The organism is Pseudomonas sp. 05N433 (assembly GCF_056396925.1).
Map to the genome: position 1 here is coordinate 16775 of NZ_JBFTML010000015.1, position 14964 is coordinate 31738.

Sequence of the window (14964 nt, forward strand, 5' to 3'; positions counted from 1 at the left end):
ATGGCTGTCTTTCTTGTCCACTCTGGCTGGAATCATAAAATGAAAAATAATAATAGCCCGCTACGCCACTTACCCTGGCTGCTGCTGGCAGTCGTAGGAGCGTGCGCCCTGGGCGTAGTGGCATTGCGTCGAGGCGAGGCGATCAACGCCTTGTGGATCGTTGTCGCAGCCGTCGCTATCTATCTTGTCGCATACCGCTACTACAGCCTGTTCATCGCTAACAATGTGATGCAACTCGATTCGCGTCGGGCTACACCTGCCGTAATCAACAATGACGGTCTGGACTATGTGCCGACCAACAAACACATTCTTTTCGGCCACCACTTCGCGGCCATCGCCGGCGCGGGGCCGCTGGTCGGTCCGGTGTTGGCGGCGCAGATGGGCTACCTGCCCGGTACGCTGTGGCTGATTGCCGGCGTGGTGCTGGCCGGTGCGGTTCAGGACTTCATGGTCCTGTTCATGTCCACCCGCCGCAACGGTCGCTCCCTGGGCGACATGGTTCGTGAAGAAATGGGCCGCATCCCCGGGACCATCGCGCTGTTTGGCTGCTTCCTGATCATGATCATCATCCTCGCGGTGCTGGCGCTGATCGTGGTCAAGGCCCTGGCCGAGAGCCCGTGGGGCATTTTCACGGTGATGGCGACCATCCCGATCGCGATGTTCATGGGCGTCTACATGCGCTACATCCGTCCTGGCCGTATCGGTGAAATCTCGGTGATCGGCGTGGCGTTGCTGCTGGGTTCGATCTGGCTGGGCGGGCAGATCGCCGCTGACCCGGTGTGGGCCAAGGCGTTCAGCTTTACCGGGGTCCAGATCACCTGGATGCTGATCGGCTACGGTTTCGTGGCAGCCGTGTTGCCGGTGTGGCTGATTCTGGCGCCGCGTGATTACCTGTCCACGTTCCTCAAGATCGGCACCATCGTTGCGCTGGCGATCGGCATTCTGATCACCATGCCCGTGCTGAAAATGCCGGCATTGACCCAGTTCATTGACGGCACCGGGCCGGTGTGGAAGGGCGGGCTGTTCCCGTTCCTGTTCATCACCATTGCCTGTGGCGCAGTGTCGGGTTTCCATGCGCTGATTGCTTCCGGCACCACGCCGAAGCTGCTGGATAACGAAGTCAACGCTCGCTACATCGGTTACGGYGGCATGTTGATGGAATCCTTCGTGGCGATCATGGCGATGGTGGCCGCTTCGGTGATCGAACCGGGCGTGTACTTCGCCATGAACAGCCCGGCCGCGGTTGTCGGCGGTGATGTGGTGGCGGTAGCGACAGCGGTCAGCAATTGGGGCTTTGCCATCACGCCGGAAGCGTTGCAGGCGGTGGCCAAGGACATCGGTGAAACCACCGTCCTGGCCCGTGCCGGCGGTGCGCCGACCCTGGCGGTCGGTATCGCGCAGATCCTGCACAGCGTGCTGCCGGGCGAAAACACCATGGCGTTCTGGTACCACTTCGCGATCCTGTTCGAAGCACTGTTCATCCTGACCGCGGTCGACGCCGGTACCCGTGCCGGGCGTTTCATGCTGCAGGACTTGCTCGGCTCCTTTGTACCGGCGCTGAGACGCACCGAATCCTGGACCGCCAACCTGATAGCCACCGCCGGTTGCGTGGCGATGTGGGGCTACCTGCTGTACCAAGGCGTGATCGATCCACTGGGTGGCATCAACACCTTGTGGCCGCTGTTCGGTATCTCCAACCAGATGCTGGCCGGTATCGCGCTGATGCTGGCAACCGTTGTGCTGATCAAAATGAAACGCCAACGCTATATCTGGGTCACCATGCTGCCAGCCGTTTGGTTGCTGATCTGCACCACCACTGCAGGCTTCATCAAGCTGTTCGACGCCAACCCGGCGATCGGCTTCCTGTCGCTGGCCAAGAAGTACAGTGATGCCCTGGCCAGCGGTCAGATCCTCGCTCCGGCCAAGAGCATCGAGCAGATGCAGCACGTGATCTACAACGCCTACACCAACGCAACGCTGACCGCGCTGTTCCTGTTCGTGGTGTTCAGCATCCTGTTCTATGCGCTCAAGGTCGGTATTGCCGCCTGGGGCACCAAAGAGCGCACGGATAAAGAATCGCCATTCCAGGCTCTGCCGGATGCGTAACCTGAGGATTGCAGCATGTTCAATGACCTGAGTCGCCTCGGTAAATACCTCGGTCAGGCCGCGCGCCTGATGGTCGGCATGCCCGACTACGACAACTACGTCGAGCATATGCAAACCAAACACCCGGACAAACCGGTGATGAGTTACGAGGCGTTCTTTCGGGAGCGCCAAGAGGCTCGTTACGGCGGCAAGGGTGGACCGAAGTGCTGTTGATGTACGCGGTTTAGGTAACACACCACTGTAGGAGCAGGGCTTGTCGGCGAAGGCGATCTTCAAGATGCTTTCGCCGGCAAACCTGGCTCCTACAGTTTTTTTGCGTCCGGGAGATCTTATTTTGTTAGCGCCAATCCCTGTCACGATCCTCAGCGGCTTTCTCGGCGCTGGCAAAACCACCTTGTTGCGCCACCTGCTCAAAGCCGAGCACGGCCTGAAAATCGCCGTGATCGAAAACGAGTTCAGTGACGCCGGCATCGACACCCAACTGTTGGGCGACGAGCCAGTGCAAGTGATGACGCTGTCCAACGGCTGCGTTTGCTGCACCATCCACACCGATTTGACCAAAGCGCTGTACCTGCTACTGGAGCGCCTGGACAGTGGCGAAATCGCCTTTGACCGCCTGGTGATCGAATGCACCGGTCTGGCCGACCCGGCCCCGGTGGCACAAACCTTTTTTATCGATGAAGAGCTGCGCGAGCGCTACATCCTCGACGGCATCATCACCCTGGTGGACGCGGCTCATGCCGAACTGCACCTGACCCAGACCATTGCCCAGGCGCAGATCGGTTTTGCCGACCGCTTGCTGGTGAGCAAGCGCGATCTGGTGGATGAGCCGAGCTTCACTGCCCTCAGCGAACGCCTGACCCGGATCAACCGTCGCGCGCCGATTCGTGTGGTCGACCACGGTAAGATTGATCTGGCCGAATTGCTCGATGTGCGTGGCTTCAACCTCAATGCCGACCTCGGTGGTGGCGTGAGTTTGCGCCCGGTGAGCAAGGCGCCCTCCATCGATCGCATTTCCAGCCTGGTGCTGCGTACCGACAAACCGCTGGATATCGACAAGCTCAGCGAGTTCATGAACGAACTGCTGGAAGACCATGGCAAGCAATTGCTGCGCTACAAAGGCGTTTTGAACATTCTTGGTGAGCCGCGGCGCATGGTGTTCCAGGGCGTGCTGAAACTGTACGGCTTCGATTGGGATACCGAGTGGGCGGACGATGACACGCGCGAAAGCGTGATCGTGTTTATTGCCGATGAGTTGCCGGAGGAGAAGATTCGCGAGGGGTTTGCGCGGGTTGCGGCGCAGTAAGCCCCGACATTTTCAGCGGGCCCGATGCCGTCGTCGCAAGCAGGTCGAATCGTCGCACCGTCGCTCCCACAAGGGGATGCATTTCCAGTGTGGGATCGAGCCTGCTCGCGATGGCAATCTACCCGGCAACACGATTCTGGCTGAGTACTGATCCGGAGTGCAGCAGTACCTTCTCAAGATGATCCAGATGCCGGTGCATCAACATTTCGGCCATCACCACATTCCCACGTTCCACCGCATCGACAATCCCCATGTGCTCCTGCCATCCGCAATAATCACCGGTCTGAGCGTCATACTGCGCAATCGCCAATGAAGTCAGCGGCACCAGACTGCCAAGAAAATGCGCCAGTGGTGCATTTCCCGCCATTTCGGCCAGTTGCAAGTGAAACTCCCCCGATAACCGGATCGCTGGACCACGCTCCTTGCATTGGCGTTCGCTTTCGATCAAGGCTCGCAGGCGCTTCAGGTTTTGCGCACGAGGTTGCTGGCAGGCAAGTTTCACTAGCGTGACTTCGGTCAGACGGCGAGCATGAAGCGTCTGACGGGTCTGTTCGGCATCGGGATCGGCGACCCGGGGGCGATGATTGGTCCGCAGGATGATGATCTGCTGATGGGACAGCTGCGTCAGTACTCCACGAATGTCACTGCGCCTGGCACCGAACATCTGCGCCAGGCTTTCTTCGGTAAAGCGACTGGCCGCATTGATGCGCTGTTCGAGAATGGCGTCGAAGATTCGCGAATAAAGATCATCCACCGGCGGACGAAAGGGCAGGGCAACAAGCGTTTGTGGTGAGGCGAAGCTGTTCATGGCCTGTCTCCAGTTCGAAGAGGGGGTCAACTGCCGAGGTGGTCGTCCGGGATATTCAATTCGATGCCCATCCGTTGACCTTCCCGAAGGATGTGCCGACGCATTTCGGCGCTGGCCTGGGCGCTGTTTTTGCTGCGTATCGCTCGTACCATGGCTTCGCTTTCTTCAAGGCGCTCAGCCAAGTGCTCCGGAGAATTGCGCAGCACGTCGGCGCTTTGCTTGAGGGCATTGCTGGTCTGCTGCACCACGCTCTGGAAAATCGGGTTCGAGGTCAGGGTGAACAACTCTTCGTGGAACGCGATGTAGGCGTTCACACCGGCCTCGCTGTCATTGGCTTCCAGGGCTTCGCGCATGTCCATCAGGGTCAGGCGCAGTTGCCCGACTTCCTTGCTGCTGATGGACTGCGCCACCAGGCCGACGATGAACGGTTCGAGGGTGTAGCGCAGTTGCAGCACGTCTTCCAGGCTGGCCCCGGCGACTGCGCTGTCGTGGCTTTGGCTGTCGCTGAGATTGGCCTCCAGCACCACCACTCCTTTGCCCGGCATCGAGCGCACCAGCCCGAGGGTTTCCAGCACGATCACCGCTTCGCGCAGGCTTGGGCGGCTGATGCCCAGTTGTTCGGCCAGTTCACGCTGGCCCGGCAGCATGTCGCCGGAACGCCACTGACCGCGAGCCAGCGCGGCCCGTAGTTTTTCTACCACTGAATTTACGACGGTTGACGAGGTAATCACTGTTCGCTCCAAATCGCGATAAATGTGCCTGCCCGTGGGCAGGCACACGCTGTTTAAAATTCCTGCTGATGTGCCGGGACCACCGGTTTTCTCGGCTGGAAGGTATAACCCACCTGGCCGGACAGCACTTTGTTTGCCCGTTGGATATCGATGTCCTTTTCCCAGCGGGCAATGGCCACCGTGGCGACGCAGTTACCAATCAGATTGGTCAGCGCCCGGCCGATGCCCATGAACCAGTCCACCGCCAGCACCAGCACCAGGCCCACCACCGGAATTGCCGGGATCGCCGTCAGGGTGGCGGCGAGAATCACCAGCGCCGAGCCGGGAATCCCGTGGGCACCTTTGGAGGTGATCAGCGACACCAGCAGAATCGTCAGCAGGTCAGTCATGGCCAGCGGCGTGCCGGTGGCATTGGCGATGAACACAATGGCCAGGGTCAGGTAGATCGAAAAACCATCAAGGTTGAACGAATACCCGGTCGGAATCACCAGGCCGACCGTGGAGCTGCCGATGCCCAGATGCTCAAGCTTGCGCATGATTTGTGGCAGCACGGCGTCGGAAGAGGCGGTGCCCATGACGATCAGCAGTTCTTCGCGCAGGTACTTGAGCAGTGGCCACATCCGCAGGCCCGAGAGGCGCATCACCAGGCCGAGAATCAGCGCCACGAATGCCGCGCAGGTCAGGTAAAACAGGCCGACCAGGCTGCCCAGGTGTTGCAGCGAGTCCAGGCCATATTTGCTGGTGGTGAAGGCGATGGCGCCGAAGACGCCGATCGGCGCCAGGCGCACGATCATGCCCATGATGCGGAAGATCACATGGCTCAGCTCGTTGATCAGCCGGGAAATACCCGACGCCGCTTCACCCACCAGATTCAGCGCGCTGCCGAACAGCACCGAAAACAGCAGGACTTGCAGGATGTTGTTGTCGGCGAAGGCGCCGATCACCGAGGTCGGAATCAGGTCCATCAGGAACTGCGTGGTGGTGTGCATGTGCTGACCGCGCTGGGCGATGTCGCCCATGTCGGCGGCGGAGAGCTGCTCCAGATGAATGTTCGCGCCGCTGCCGATGCCGGTTGTGAAGGCGAACACCAGGCCGATCACCAGGGCGATGGTGGTCAGTATTTCGAAGTAGATGACCGATTTGAGGCCGATGCGTCCGACCTTCTTCAGGTCACCGGCACCGCTGATGCCGCTAACCACCACGCAAAACACGATCAGGCCAATAAGCATCTTGATCAGTTTGATGAAGCCGTCGCCAAGGGGTTTGAGTTGGGCGGAGTATTCGGGAAGGGTCAGCCCGCAGACGATGCCGAGCACCAGTCCGAGAACCACTTGAAGGAAGATTGAACGCGAGCACCATCTGAGCATGGGAGGAATCCTGGTCGGTGTCCTGGCTGCCGTGCGCCAAGCGCATCAGATTCAGGACTTAATTATTGTGGTCTTACCGGTATGTCCAGTGCAGGCGCAGTCTACGCTGGATTTTTTCAGGATTACAAGGGGACGCAGCAAAATTGGCATGACCGGTCTGACCAGTGGTGCCAACCCCAATTGATCTTTATGGCGGACGAAAAAAAACCGGCCATTACTGGCCGGTTTTTTCATTGCTGCGGTTTAGCGGGGCAATTAAGCGCCGTACACCGGCAGTTTCTTGCAGATGGCCTTGACCTTCTCACGAACGGCGTCGATCACCGCTTCGTTGTTCAGGTCAGCCAGGATGTCGCAGATCCAGCCGGCCAGCTCTTTGCACTCGGCTTCCTTGAAGCCGCGAGTGGTCACAGCCGGGGTACCGAAACGCAGGCCGGAGGTGACGAACGGGGAGCGTGGATCGTTCGGTACCGAGTTCTTGTTCACGGTGATGAACGCTTTGCCCAGTGCAGCGTCGGCGTCTTTACCGGAGATTTCCTGCTTGATCAGCGACAGCAGGAACAGGTGGTTCTGAGTACCGCCCGACACCACGTCGAAACCGCGCTCGATGAACACACCGGCCATGGCCTGGGCGTTTTTCACCACTTGTTGCTGGTAGGCCTTGAACTCAGGCTGCAGCGCTTCCTTGAAGCAGATCGCCTTGGCAGCGATCACGTGCTCCAGCGGGCCGCCCTGGGCGCCCGGGAATACTGCGGAGTTCAGCTTCTTCTCGATGTCGGCGTTGGCGCGAGCCAGGATCAGGCCGCCACGTGGACCGCGCAGGGTTTTGTGGGTGGTGGTGGTCACCACGTCAGCGAAAGGCACCGGGTTCGGGTAGACGCCAGCGGCGACCAGACCGGCCACGTGGGCCATGTCGACGAACAGGTAAGCACCAACCTTGTCAGCGATAGCGCGGAAGCGTGGGAAGTCCAGAACCTGCGAGTAGGCAGAGAAACCGGCCACGATCATTTTCGGCTTGTGCTCAACGGCCAGACGCTCGACTTCGTCGTAGTCGATCAGGCCATTGGCATCGATGCCGTACTGAACGGCGTTGTACAGCTTGCCGGAGGAAGAAACGCTGGCACCGTGGGTCAGGTGACCACCGTGAGCCAGGCTCATGCCCAGAATGGTGTCGCCCGCTTGCAGCAGGGCCAGGTAAACGGCGCTGTTGGCTTGCGAACCGGCGTGCGGCTGAACGTTGGCGTAATCGGCGCCGAACAGCTCTTTGGCGCGGTCGATGGCCAGTTGTTCGACGATATCGACGAACTCGCAACCACCGTAGTAGCGCTTGCCCGGGTAGCCTTCGGCGTACTTGTTGGTCAGTACCGAGCCTTGAGCTTCCATCACCGCAGGGCTGGTGTAGTTTTCCGAAGCGATCAGCTCAATGTGTTCTTCCTGGCGCTGAGCTTCTTGCTCCATGGCGGCAAAAAGATCGGCGTCGAACTTGGCAATAGTCAAATCACGGCTGAACATGGCGGTCCTCAAGGATCGGGGCAGAAAAGGGAGGCATTCTAACCCAACCGCTTTTAGATGGCATATGAAAGGACATCATGTCGCAGACAAGTGGGCTTCATGCCGGGATCAGCGGTGATCGTGCGGGCCTCATCGCGGGCAAACCCGCTCCCACAGGGATCTTCAGTGGTCAAAAATCTTGGGTTCACCCAAAAAACTGTGGGAGCGGGCTTGCCCGCGATGGGGCCGTCCGCAGCACTCTGAAACTCAGTCGAACATGAACAACGCATCATTGCTGAACTGCGCTTCGAACCGGCCGGCCGGCATCGGGCGGCCGAACAGGTAGCCCTGAACCTCATCGCAGCCATGCTCACGCAGGAAGTCGAGCTGTTCGTGGGTTTCCACACCCTCGGCGATTACCGCCAGATTGAGGCTGTGGGCCATGGCGATGATCGCCCGGGCAATCTGCGCATCCTGCTCGCCCGACGGCAGGCCATCAACGAAGGTGCGGTCGATTTTCAGCACATCGATCGGGAATTGCTTGAGGTAGTTGAGCGATGAATAACCGGTGCCGAAGTCGTCGACCGCAATGCTCAGGCCGAGGTTTTTCAGTCCGGCGAGGATCTGCATCGCCTCGCTGACTTCACGCATCAGGATACTTTCGGTCAGCTCCAGCTCCAGGCACGCCGGCGGCAGGCCGGTTTCCCTGAGGATGGTGGCGATCCGCGTGCCGAGCTGCCCGTCGGAGAACTGCCGGGCCGAAATATTCACCGAGACCTTCGGCACCCGCACCTTGGCCTGGTGCCAGGTCTTGAGTTGACGACAGGCCTCACCGATCACCCAGTCGCCGACATCCACCACCAGCCCGAGCTCTTCGAGCACCGGAATGAAGTCCCCTGGCGGCACCAGGCCGCGGCGCGGATGGCGCCAGCGCAGCAGGGCTTCGGCGCCGGTCAGGCGTTTGCCGTCGCCGCTGAATTGCGGCTGGTAGTACAGCACGAATTCGTTTTGTTCCAGAGCGTGGCGCAAGTCGCTTTCCAGCTCCAGACGCTCCAGGGCGCTGGCGTTCATGTCGGCCTGATAGAACTGGAAGTTGTTCTTGCCGCGTTCCTTGGCGTGGTACATCGCGGTGTCGGCGTTCTTCATCAGCTGACTGAGTTCGCTACCGTCCTGAGGACTCAGGGCGATGCCGATACTGGCGGTGACGAAGAACTCGCGGCCTTCGAGCACGAACGGCTTCACCAGGCTGGCGAGGATCTGTTCGGCCACGTGAATGGCTCGGTTCAGCGCGATCTCGCGGTTGACCCGGGGTTGCAGCAGCAATGTGAACTCATCACCACCCATGCGCGCCACGGTGTCGTCATCGTCGACGCAGCCGAGCAGGCGCGTGGCCATTTCCTTGAGCATGCGGTCGCCGGCGGCATGACCCAGGGAGTCGTTGATCGGCTTGAAGCGGTCCAGGTCGAGGAACATCAGCACCACCCAGGACTTCTGCCGTTCGGCCGATTGCAGCGCGGTGTGCAGGCGATCCTGGAACAGCGTGCGGTTGGGCAGGTGGGTCAGGGCGTCGTAATAGGCGAGGCGGTGAATCCGTTGCTCACTGGCCTTGCGTTCGCTGATGTCGCTGAAGAAACACACATAACTGGCCAGATCGCCTTCGTCGTCGAGCACCGCCGTAATCCCGACCCAGGCCGGATAGTGCTCGCCGTTGCGACGCTTGAGCCAGACTTCGCCTTCCCAGGTGCTGTGCTGATGCAATTGCTTGAGCACGTAGCGCAGATGAGTTTCCTGCTGCTCGTCGACGGTGAGCATGTTCGGCAACTGATCGAGCACCTGGGACACCGCATAGCCGCTGACGCGACTGAAGGCCTCGTTGGCCTGGACGATATAGCCGGCCGGGTCAGTGATCAGAATCGCCGAGGTGGAGTGCTCGAATACCGTGGCCGCCATGCGCAGGTCCTTCTCGGCCCGGCGTTGCTGGCTGATGTCGCGACCGACCCCGAGCACACCTTCGAAGGCGCCGTGTTCGTCCCAGACCAACACCAGACGCAACTCGATAGGGATCTTGCGTCCGTCGGCCCGCAGGCAGTCGAACAAAAACAGTTGGGTCTGCACCTGACTGCGCAGCAGTGTCAGTTGATCGGGTTTATCCAGCGCTTTGCTGACCCGGTCCATCAGGCTGTAGATGCCGCTCAGTTGTTGCGGGTTGGCGATGGTCGATTGCCAGCCGTTCTGGAATATCCAGTCGGCGTCGAAGCCCAGCACCGCTTGCACCGAAGGGCTGACGTAATTGAGCGCCATCTTGCTGTCAGTGGAGAAAATCACGTCGCTGATACTTTCGGCGAGCATCCGGTAGCGTTGCTCGCTGTCGCGCAGGGATTCACTGGCTTCGATCTGCTCGGTGATGTCCTTGGCCACACCGATGATGCGCGTGACCTGATCGTGCTTGTCCCGCGCCAGGGCCTGTTCGCGAATATCGAAACGCCGCCATTTGCCATCGCGATGACGGAAGCGCAGCTGGCACTGCAGCAATTGGGTGTAACCCGCCTGACGCTGAGATTGGCGAGAGCGGTGGTAGTAGTCGGCATCTTCCGGGTGCAAGAGGATTTCCCAGAAGTACTCGCCCATCTGGTGCAGCTCGGTGCGGTTGTAACCCAGCGTCTGCCCCAGGTGATGGTTGCTGAAGATCATCCGCTGGCTGATCACGTCTTGCACATACAGGTGATCCGGCACGGTGCGCACCACATCGGACCAGAATCCTTCGCGCTCCAGCAGCGAAAGCTCAATGAGTTTGCGGCTGGTGATGTCGCTGATGCTCAGGATCACCGCTCTATGGTCGGGCTGATCTTCCGGCAGGCGCAGCACGAGCCACAAGTGCTGGTCGCGGCCATTGGCGTCCTGAAGCTTGATTTCCAGCTCAAGCTGTTTCTGCTGGTGGAGCACCGCTTCGAGCACTTGATTGCCGATGGCCGTGCAGTCCAGTGGGCAGCCGTTGATCAGTAGTTTCCAGGCCTGATCGCAGGAATTGACGTTGAGCAGTTGCAGGGCGACCTGGTTGACCTCGGTGATGCGCAGTTCCTGCAACAGTTGCTGGCGTTGCTCCGGTATCCCGAGCCAGGTTCTCAGCTGCTCGCTGCTGGTGAGTTGCGCCTTGTCGAAAAAGCTTTTGAGCCCGGACAGGTCCAGCACGCACAGGGCAACACCGGTGCCTTCGAAGATGTCCTGATAGCGTCGGCGGCCTTCATGCAGTTGGCGTTGGCGGCGACGAATGTTCAGCAAAGCGATGAACGGTAACAGTGAGAAGGCCAGGCCCAGCAGGCATTTGCCGATGAATGCCGGCAGCAGTTGTTCGATCACCCGTTGCCGGTCGAACAGCCCGCGCAGTTGCCAGTCGCTGCTGCTCAGGGGGACGATCAATACGCTGTTGGTCAGTTCGTCGGGTGTCAGCGCCGCGGGTTTGGCTGAAGGCAGGGCGTCATCGCGACTGATGATCTGATGATTGATGCGGTTTTCCACCAGCCACAGGGGGCGAAGGCCGGCGTCGCCCTGTTTGGTCAATGAAGAAAAAAATGTCGGTGTCAGGCGCAGGGCCCAGTAGCCGCGAGTACTGCCGCTGGCCTGGTGCAGGAGCAGGTGCACCACCGAGCCGTCATCGGCATTGCTGAAATAGTGGGCCTGGGCGCGGCTGCGCTGGACCAGTTCGCTCAGGTAGTTGGCGTCCTGGCTGTCGACGGCGCTGTCACTCAGGACTTTCCCGGAGGGGCTGAGCAGCGCCAGGCTGCGCAGGTCGGGCAGCGACTGTTGCAGTTTGCGCAGCAATGTCTGCTGTTCGTCGGCGCTTTGCGGTTGTTCGACGATCGGTAGCAGATTAAGGGCGATCTGGGCGTTGAGCGCCATGTTGAGGCTGACTTGCGAAGCCAGGTCGGCGGTGTAGTTGATGGTGTACTGGCGCTGGTTTTTCTGGGTTTCGCGCAGTTGATCCAGCAACTGCCAGAACAGCAGTGCGAGCAGCAACAGCACGAGAGTCGCCAGCGCGCCCTTCAAGCTTCCGCGCAGGGGCGAGCCGAGCCCAGGGTTGAGCACGCTCGCGGACGGTGGCGGAGTGACATTGGACAAACTGTAATCCTGCGGTTTGGCTGGACTGGCGCGGCGTGCACTATAAGCCGGACGCCCGAAGGGCGGCTAGCATGCCTTGAGTTGTGGCGAAGTGCCAGCCCCGCTCGGCTGGACTGCCTTCTGTCAATGAGGTAGCTTTGCCGGTTACGCGGGAGCGTTCCAGCTCCTAGACTCAGGTTTTTTTCAGCGCGCACGCCTTGATACCCATCAAACGAACGACGCGCATGGCCTGGCCGGGCATCGCCTGCGCTCCAATCATTCATCAGTCACTGACCCTAGGTTCTCCATGGCTCAATACGTCTTCACCATGCATCGGCTGGGCAAAGTTGTTCCGCCGAAGCGGGAAATCCTGAAAAACATTTCGCTGTCGTTCTTCCCCGGCGCCAAAATCGGCGTCCTCGGTCTCAACGGTTCGGGTAAGTCCACGCTGCTGAAAATCATGGCAGGCGTCGACACCGAGTTCGACGGTGAAGCCCGTCCGATGCCGGACCTGAACATCGGCTACCTGCCGCAAGAACCGATCCTGGACCCGACCAAGACCGTGCGTGAAGTGGTCGAGGAAGCGGTCAGCGTGATCAAGGACGCCCAGGCGCGTCTGGACGAGGTCTACGCGGCCTACGCCGATCCGGATGCTGACTTCGACAAGCTGGCTGCAGAGCAAGCCAAACTTGAAGCCATCCTGCAGGCCAGCGATGGCCACAACCTGGATCGCCAACTGGAAGTCGCTGCCGATGCGCTGCGTCTGCCGGCCTGGGATGCCAGGGTTGAACATCTTTCCGGTGGTGAAAAGCGTCGTGTGGCCCTGTGCCGCCTGCTGCTGTCCGCCCCGGACATGCTGCTGCTCGACGAACCAACCAACCACCTGGACGCCGACTCCGTCGCCTGGCTGGAGCACTTCCTGCACGATTTCCCGGGCACCGTGGTTGCGATCACGCACGACCGTTACTTCCTGGACAACGTTGCCGGCTGGATCCTCGAACTCGACCGCGGCGCCGGTATCCCGTACGAGGGCAACTATTCGGGTTGGCTCGAAGCCAAGTCCGATCGTCTGGCGGCCGAATCCAAGCAGCAATCGGCTCACGAAAAGGCCATGAAGGAAGAGCTGGAGTGGGTGCGCAAAGGCGCCAAGGCCCGCCAGTCCAAGTCCAAGGCTCGTCTGCAACGCTTCGAAGAAATGCAATCGCAGGAATTCCAGAAGCGCAGCGAAACCAACGAGATCTACATCCCGGCCGGTCCACGCCTGGGCGACAAGGTCATCGAGTTCAAGAACGTCACCAAGGGCTACGGCGATCGCGTGTTGATCGACAATCTGTCGTTCTCCATGCCTAAAGGCGCCATCGTTGGCGTGATCGGCGGTAACGGTGCCGGTAAATCGACCCTGTTCCGCATGCTGATGGGCAAGGAAACGCCGGACTCGGGCAGCATCGAAGTCGGCGAAACCGTGCAACTGGCGTGCGTCGACCAGAGCCGTGAAGACCTGGATGGCAGCAAGACTGTGTTCCAGCAGATCTCCGACGGTTCCGACCAGATTCGCATCGGCAACTACGAGATCCCGTCGCGTACCTACGTCGGTCGTTTCAACTTCAAGGGTGGCGATCAGCAGAAGTTCGTCAAGGACCTGTCCGGTGGTGAGCGTGGTCGCTTGCACCTGGCCTTGACCCTGAAAGAGGGCGGCAATGTCCTGCTGCTCGACGAACCGTCCAACGACCTCGACGTTGAAACCCTGCGTTCCCTGGAAGAAGCCTTGCTGGACTTCCCGGGCGCCGCCATTGTGATCTCTCACGATCGGTGGTTCCTTGACCGCGTCGCGACTCACATCCTGGCGTACGAAGACGACTCGCAAGCGGTGTTCTTCGAAGGCAACTACACCGAGTACGAAGCCGATCGCAAGAAGCGCCTCGGCGAAGCGGCCTCCCAGCCACACCGGGTACGGCACAAGAAACTGGCCTGATTTCAGGTTGGCTGCATAAAAAAACGGAGCCTTCGTTCGGGGGCTCCGTTTTTTTATGGGTTTTCAGTGGCACCGCGGTGTGGCCTTCGCGAGCAAGCCTCGCTCCTACAGCGAAGGCGCCATCGGACTCACCCGATCTCTATAGCCAGCACCTCAATCACCATATCCCCCACCGGCCGCTTCCACGACACTTCATCGCCTACGTGCGCACCCAGTAATGCCCGTCCCAGCGGTGAACTCCAATTGATCAGTCCATGGGCGGCATCCGCCTGGTCTTCTCCGACCAATTGCACGCGCTGTTCATGATCGTGCTCGTCGGCAAAGGTCACCCAATTGCCAATCTGCACTTTGTCGGTCGAGGAGGCTTGTGCGACCACCTGTGCGCTTTGCAGGCGCTGCTTGAAGTAGCGCCAGTCGCGATCGAGGTCGGCCTGGCGCTGCTTGTCGGCCAGGTCACCTTTGGCGCTTTCCTCGTCGAGCAGGCTTTGCAGCACGGCGACTTTCGCCTGAAGCTGCATGAGCCCGGCGGGTGTGACGTAATTGGGCTGCGCGCTGACCTGTCGTTCGACTGGCAGGTCGGCTTGCGCGGCAGCGTTATCTTCATTGACGAAGGCACGACTCATGTTGTTCTCCCGTTATAGGGTTTGGGCCATGGTCGCGTGCTTTAAGTTTCGACGAATGTCTGTAAACGACTTATTGCGAGCGATAGGCTCGCGCGGCGTCCCGGTCTTTCTCTCGTTGCCAGGCCCTTTCGCGCTCATCCCAATGGCGTTCCCTGTACTCGTTGCGATCCTCGCTTTCCCGCATGGCCTGGCATTGACGCAAGCCATCGGTCCAGCCTTCTGCGTATTGCTTGTCCTTGAGGTAGCGTGGGACATTTTTGCGAAATTCACCGGTGATTGCCCCGGCGGCTTGCCGGCCACTGCTGCAACCGTCATCGAAGCCATCGGCGAACGCCGGCGGATACCCTTTGGCGATCAGATCCTCGTGAGTCGACTGGCACCCTGTAATCAATAGCAACAACCCCAACACACCCACGCAACGCCACATCTCGGACTCCAGGGCCGTTCAACGGCCTATAGGGGAAGTCT

General features: G+C 60.1%; 11 protein-coding genes. 4 read left to right on the forward strand and 7 right to left on the reverse strand.

The genetic code is table 11. The features are described from left to right. The first annotated feature begins 39 nt into the window (after positions 1-39). From AC1DIS_RS10600 to yjiA, 3 genes are all read left to right on the forward strand, one after another. Complete coding sequence (locus AC1DIS_RS10600; protein ID WP_064620488.1) at positions 40-2106, forward strand: carbon starvation CstA family protein; 2067 nt, start codon at positions 40-42, stop codon at positions 2104-2106. 15 nt (positions 2107-2121) lie between these two features. Beyond that, the gene (locus AC1DIS_RS10605) at positions 2122-2319 is read left to right on the forward strand and encodes a YbdD/YjiX family protein (protein WP_007937254.1); all 198 of its coding nucleotides are present in this window, start codon (positions 2122-2124) and stop codon (positions 2317-2319) included. 121 nt (positions 2320-2440) lie between these two features. Further along, on the forward strand, positions 2441-3412 hold the full coding sequence (yjiA, locus tag AC1DIS_RS10610; RefSeq protein WP_258612701.1) for a GTPase: 972 nt from the start codon (positions 2441-2443) through the stop codon (positions 3410-3412). A gap of 118 nt (positions 3413-3530) precedes the next feature. On the opposite strand, the gene AC1DIS_RS10615 is transcribed toward yjiA, so the two are convergent. The 5 genes from AC1DIS_RS10615 to AC1DIS_RS10635 form a co-directional block, all read right to left on the reverse strand. Next, positions 3531-4220, reverse strand: a complete 690-nt coding sequence (locus AC1DIS_RS10615; RefSeq protein WP_086945913.1) for a GntR family transcriptional regulator — start codon at positions 4218-4220, stop codon at positions 3531-3533. 26 nt (positions 4221-4246) lie between these two features. Continuing rightward, a complete protein-coding gene (locus AC1DIS_RS10620; protein WP_018925864.1) occupies positions 4247-4951 on the reverse strand; it encodes a FadR/GntR family transcriptional regulator in 705 nt (234 codons plus the stop codon). Between the two features lie 53 nt (positions 4952-5004). Beyond that, positions 5005-6318, reverse strand: coding sequence for a C4-dicarboxylate transporter DctA (locus AC1DIS_RS10625; RefSeq protein WP_018925865.1), 1314 nt, complete (start codon positions 6316-6318; stop codon positions 5005-5007). A gap of 255 nt (positions 6319-6573) precedes the next feature. Next, positions 6574-7827 carry a serine hydroxymethyltransferase gene (gene glyA / locus AC1DIS_RS10630; RefSeq protein ID WP_018925867.1) on the reverse strand — a complete coding sequence of 418 codons (1254 nt, stop codon included), beginning with the start codon at positions 7825-7827 and terminating at the stop codon, positions 6574-6576. A gap of 246 nt (positions 7828-8073) precedes the next feature. Then, entirely contained in the window at positions 8074-11922 is a 3849-nt protein-coding gene (locus tag AC1DIS_RS10635) for a sensor domain-containing protein (protein WP_064620477.1), read from the reverse strand. Positions 11923-12208: 286 nt separating this feature from the next. On the opposite strand from AC1DIS_RS10635, the gene ettA reads away from it, so the two are divergent. Next, positions 12209-13873 carry an energy-dependent translational throttle protein EttA gene (ettA, locus tag AC1DIS_RS10640; protein ID WP_018925869.1) on the forward strand — a complete coding sequence of 555 codons (1665 nt, stop codon included), beginning with the start codon at positions 12209-12211 and terminating at the stop codon, positions 13871-13873. Between the two features lie 128 nt (positions 13874-14001). On the opposite strand, the gene AC1DIS_RS10645 is transcribed toward ettA, so the two are convergent. Beyond that, positions 14002-14496, reverse strand: a complete 495-nt coding sequence (locus AC1DIS_RS10645) for a GreA/GreB family elongation factor (RefSeq protein WP_018925870.1) — start codon at positions 14494-14496, stop codon at positions 14002-14004. Between the two features lie 70 nt (positions 14497-14566). Next, a complete protein-coding gene (locus AC1DIS_RS10650) occupies positions 14567-14923 on the reverse strand; it encodes a hypothetical protein (RefSeq protein ID WP_064620471.1) in 357 nt (118 codons plus the stop codon). Positions 14924-14964 lie beyond the last annotated feature (41 nt).

Excerpts from the sequence above, each read along its gene's own strand:
- AC1DIS_RS10650 (WP_064620471.1), bottom strand. The coding sequence starts at position 14,923 with ATGTGGCGTTGCGTGGGTGTGTTGGGGTTGTTGCTATTGATTACAGGG.
- ettA (WP_018925869.1), top strand. The coding sequence starts at position 12,209 with ATGGCTCAATACGTCTTCACCATGCATCGGCTGGGCAAAGTTGTTCCG.
- AC1DIS_RS10615 (WP_086945913.1), bottom strand. The coding sequence starts at position 4,220 with ATGAACAGCTTCGCCTCACCACAAACGCTTGTTGCCCTGCCCTTTCGT.
- AC1DIS_RS10605 (WP_007937254.1), top strand. The coding sequence starts at position 2,122 with ATGTTCAATGACCTGAGTCGCCTCGGTAAATACCTCGGTCAGGCCGCG.
- AC1DIS_RS10625 (WP_018925865.1), bottom strand. The coding sequence starts at position 6,318 with ATGCTCAGATGGTGCTCGCGTTCAATCTTCCTTCAAGTGGTTCTCGGA.
- AC1DIS_RS10645 (WP_018925870.1), bottom strand. The coding sequence starts at position 14,496 with ATGAGTCGTGCCTTCGTCAATGAAGATAACGCTGCCGCGCAAGCCGAC.
- glyA (WP_018925867.1), bottom strand. The coding sequence starts at position 7,827 with ATGTTCAGCCGTGATTTGACTATTGCCAAGTTCGACGCCGATCTTTTT.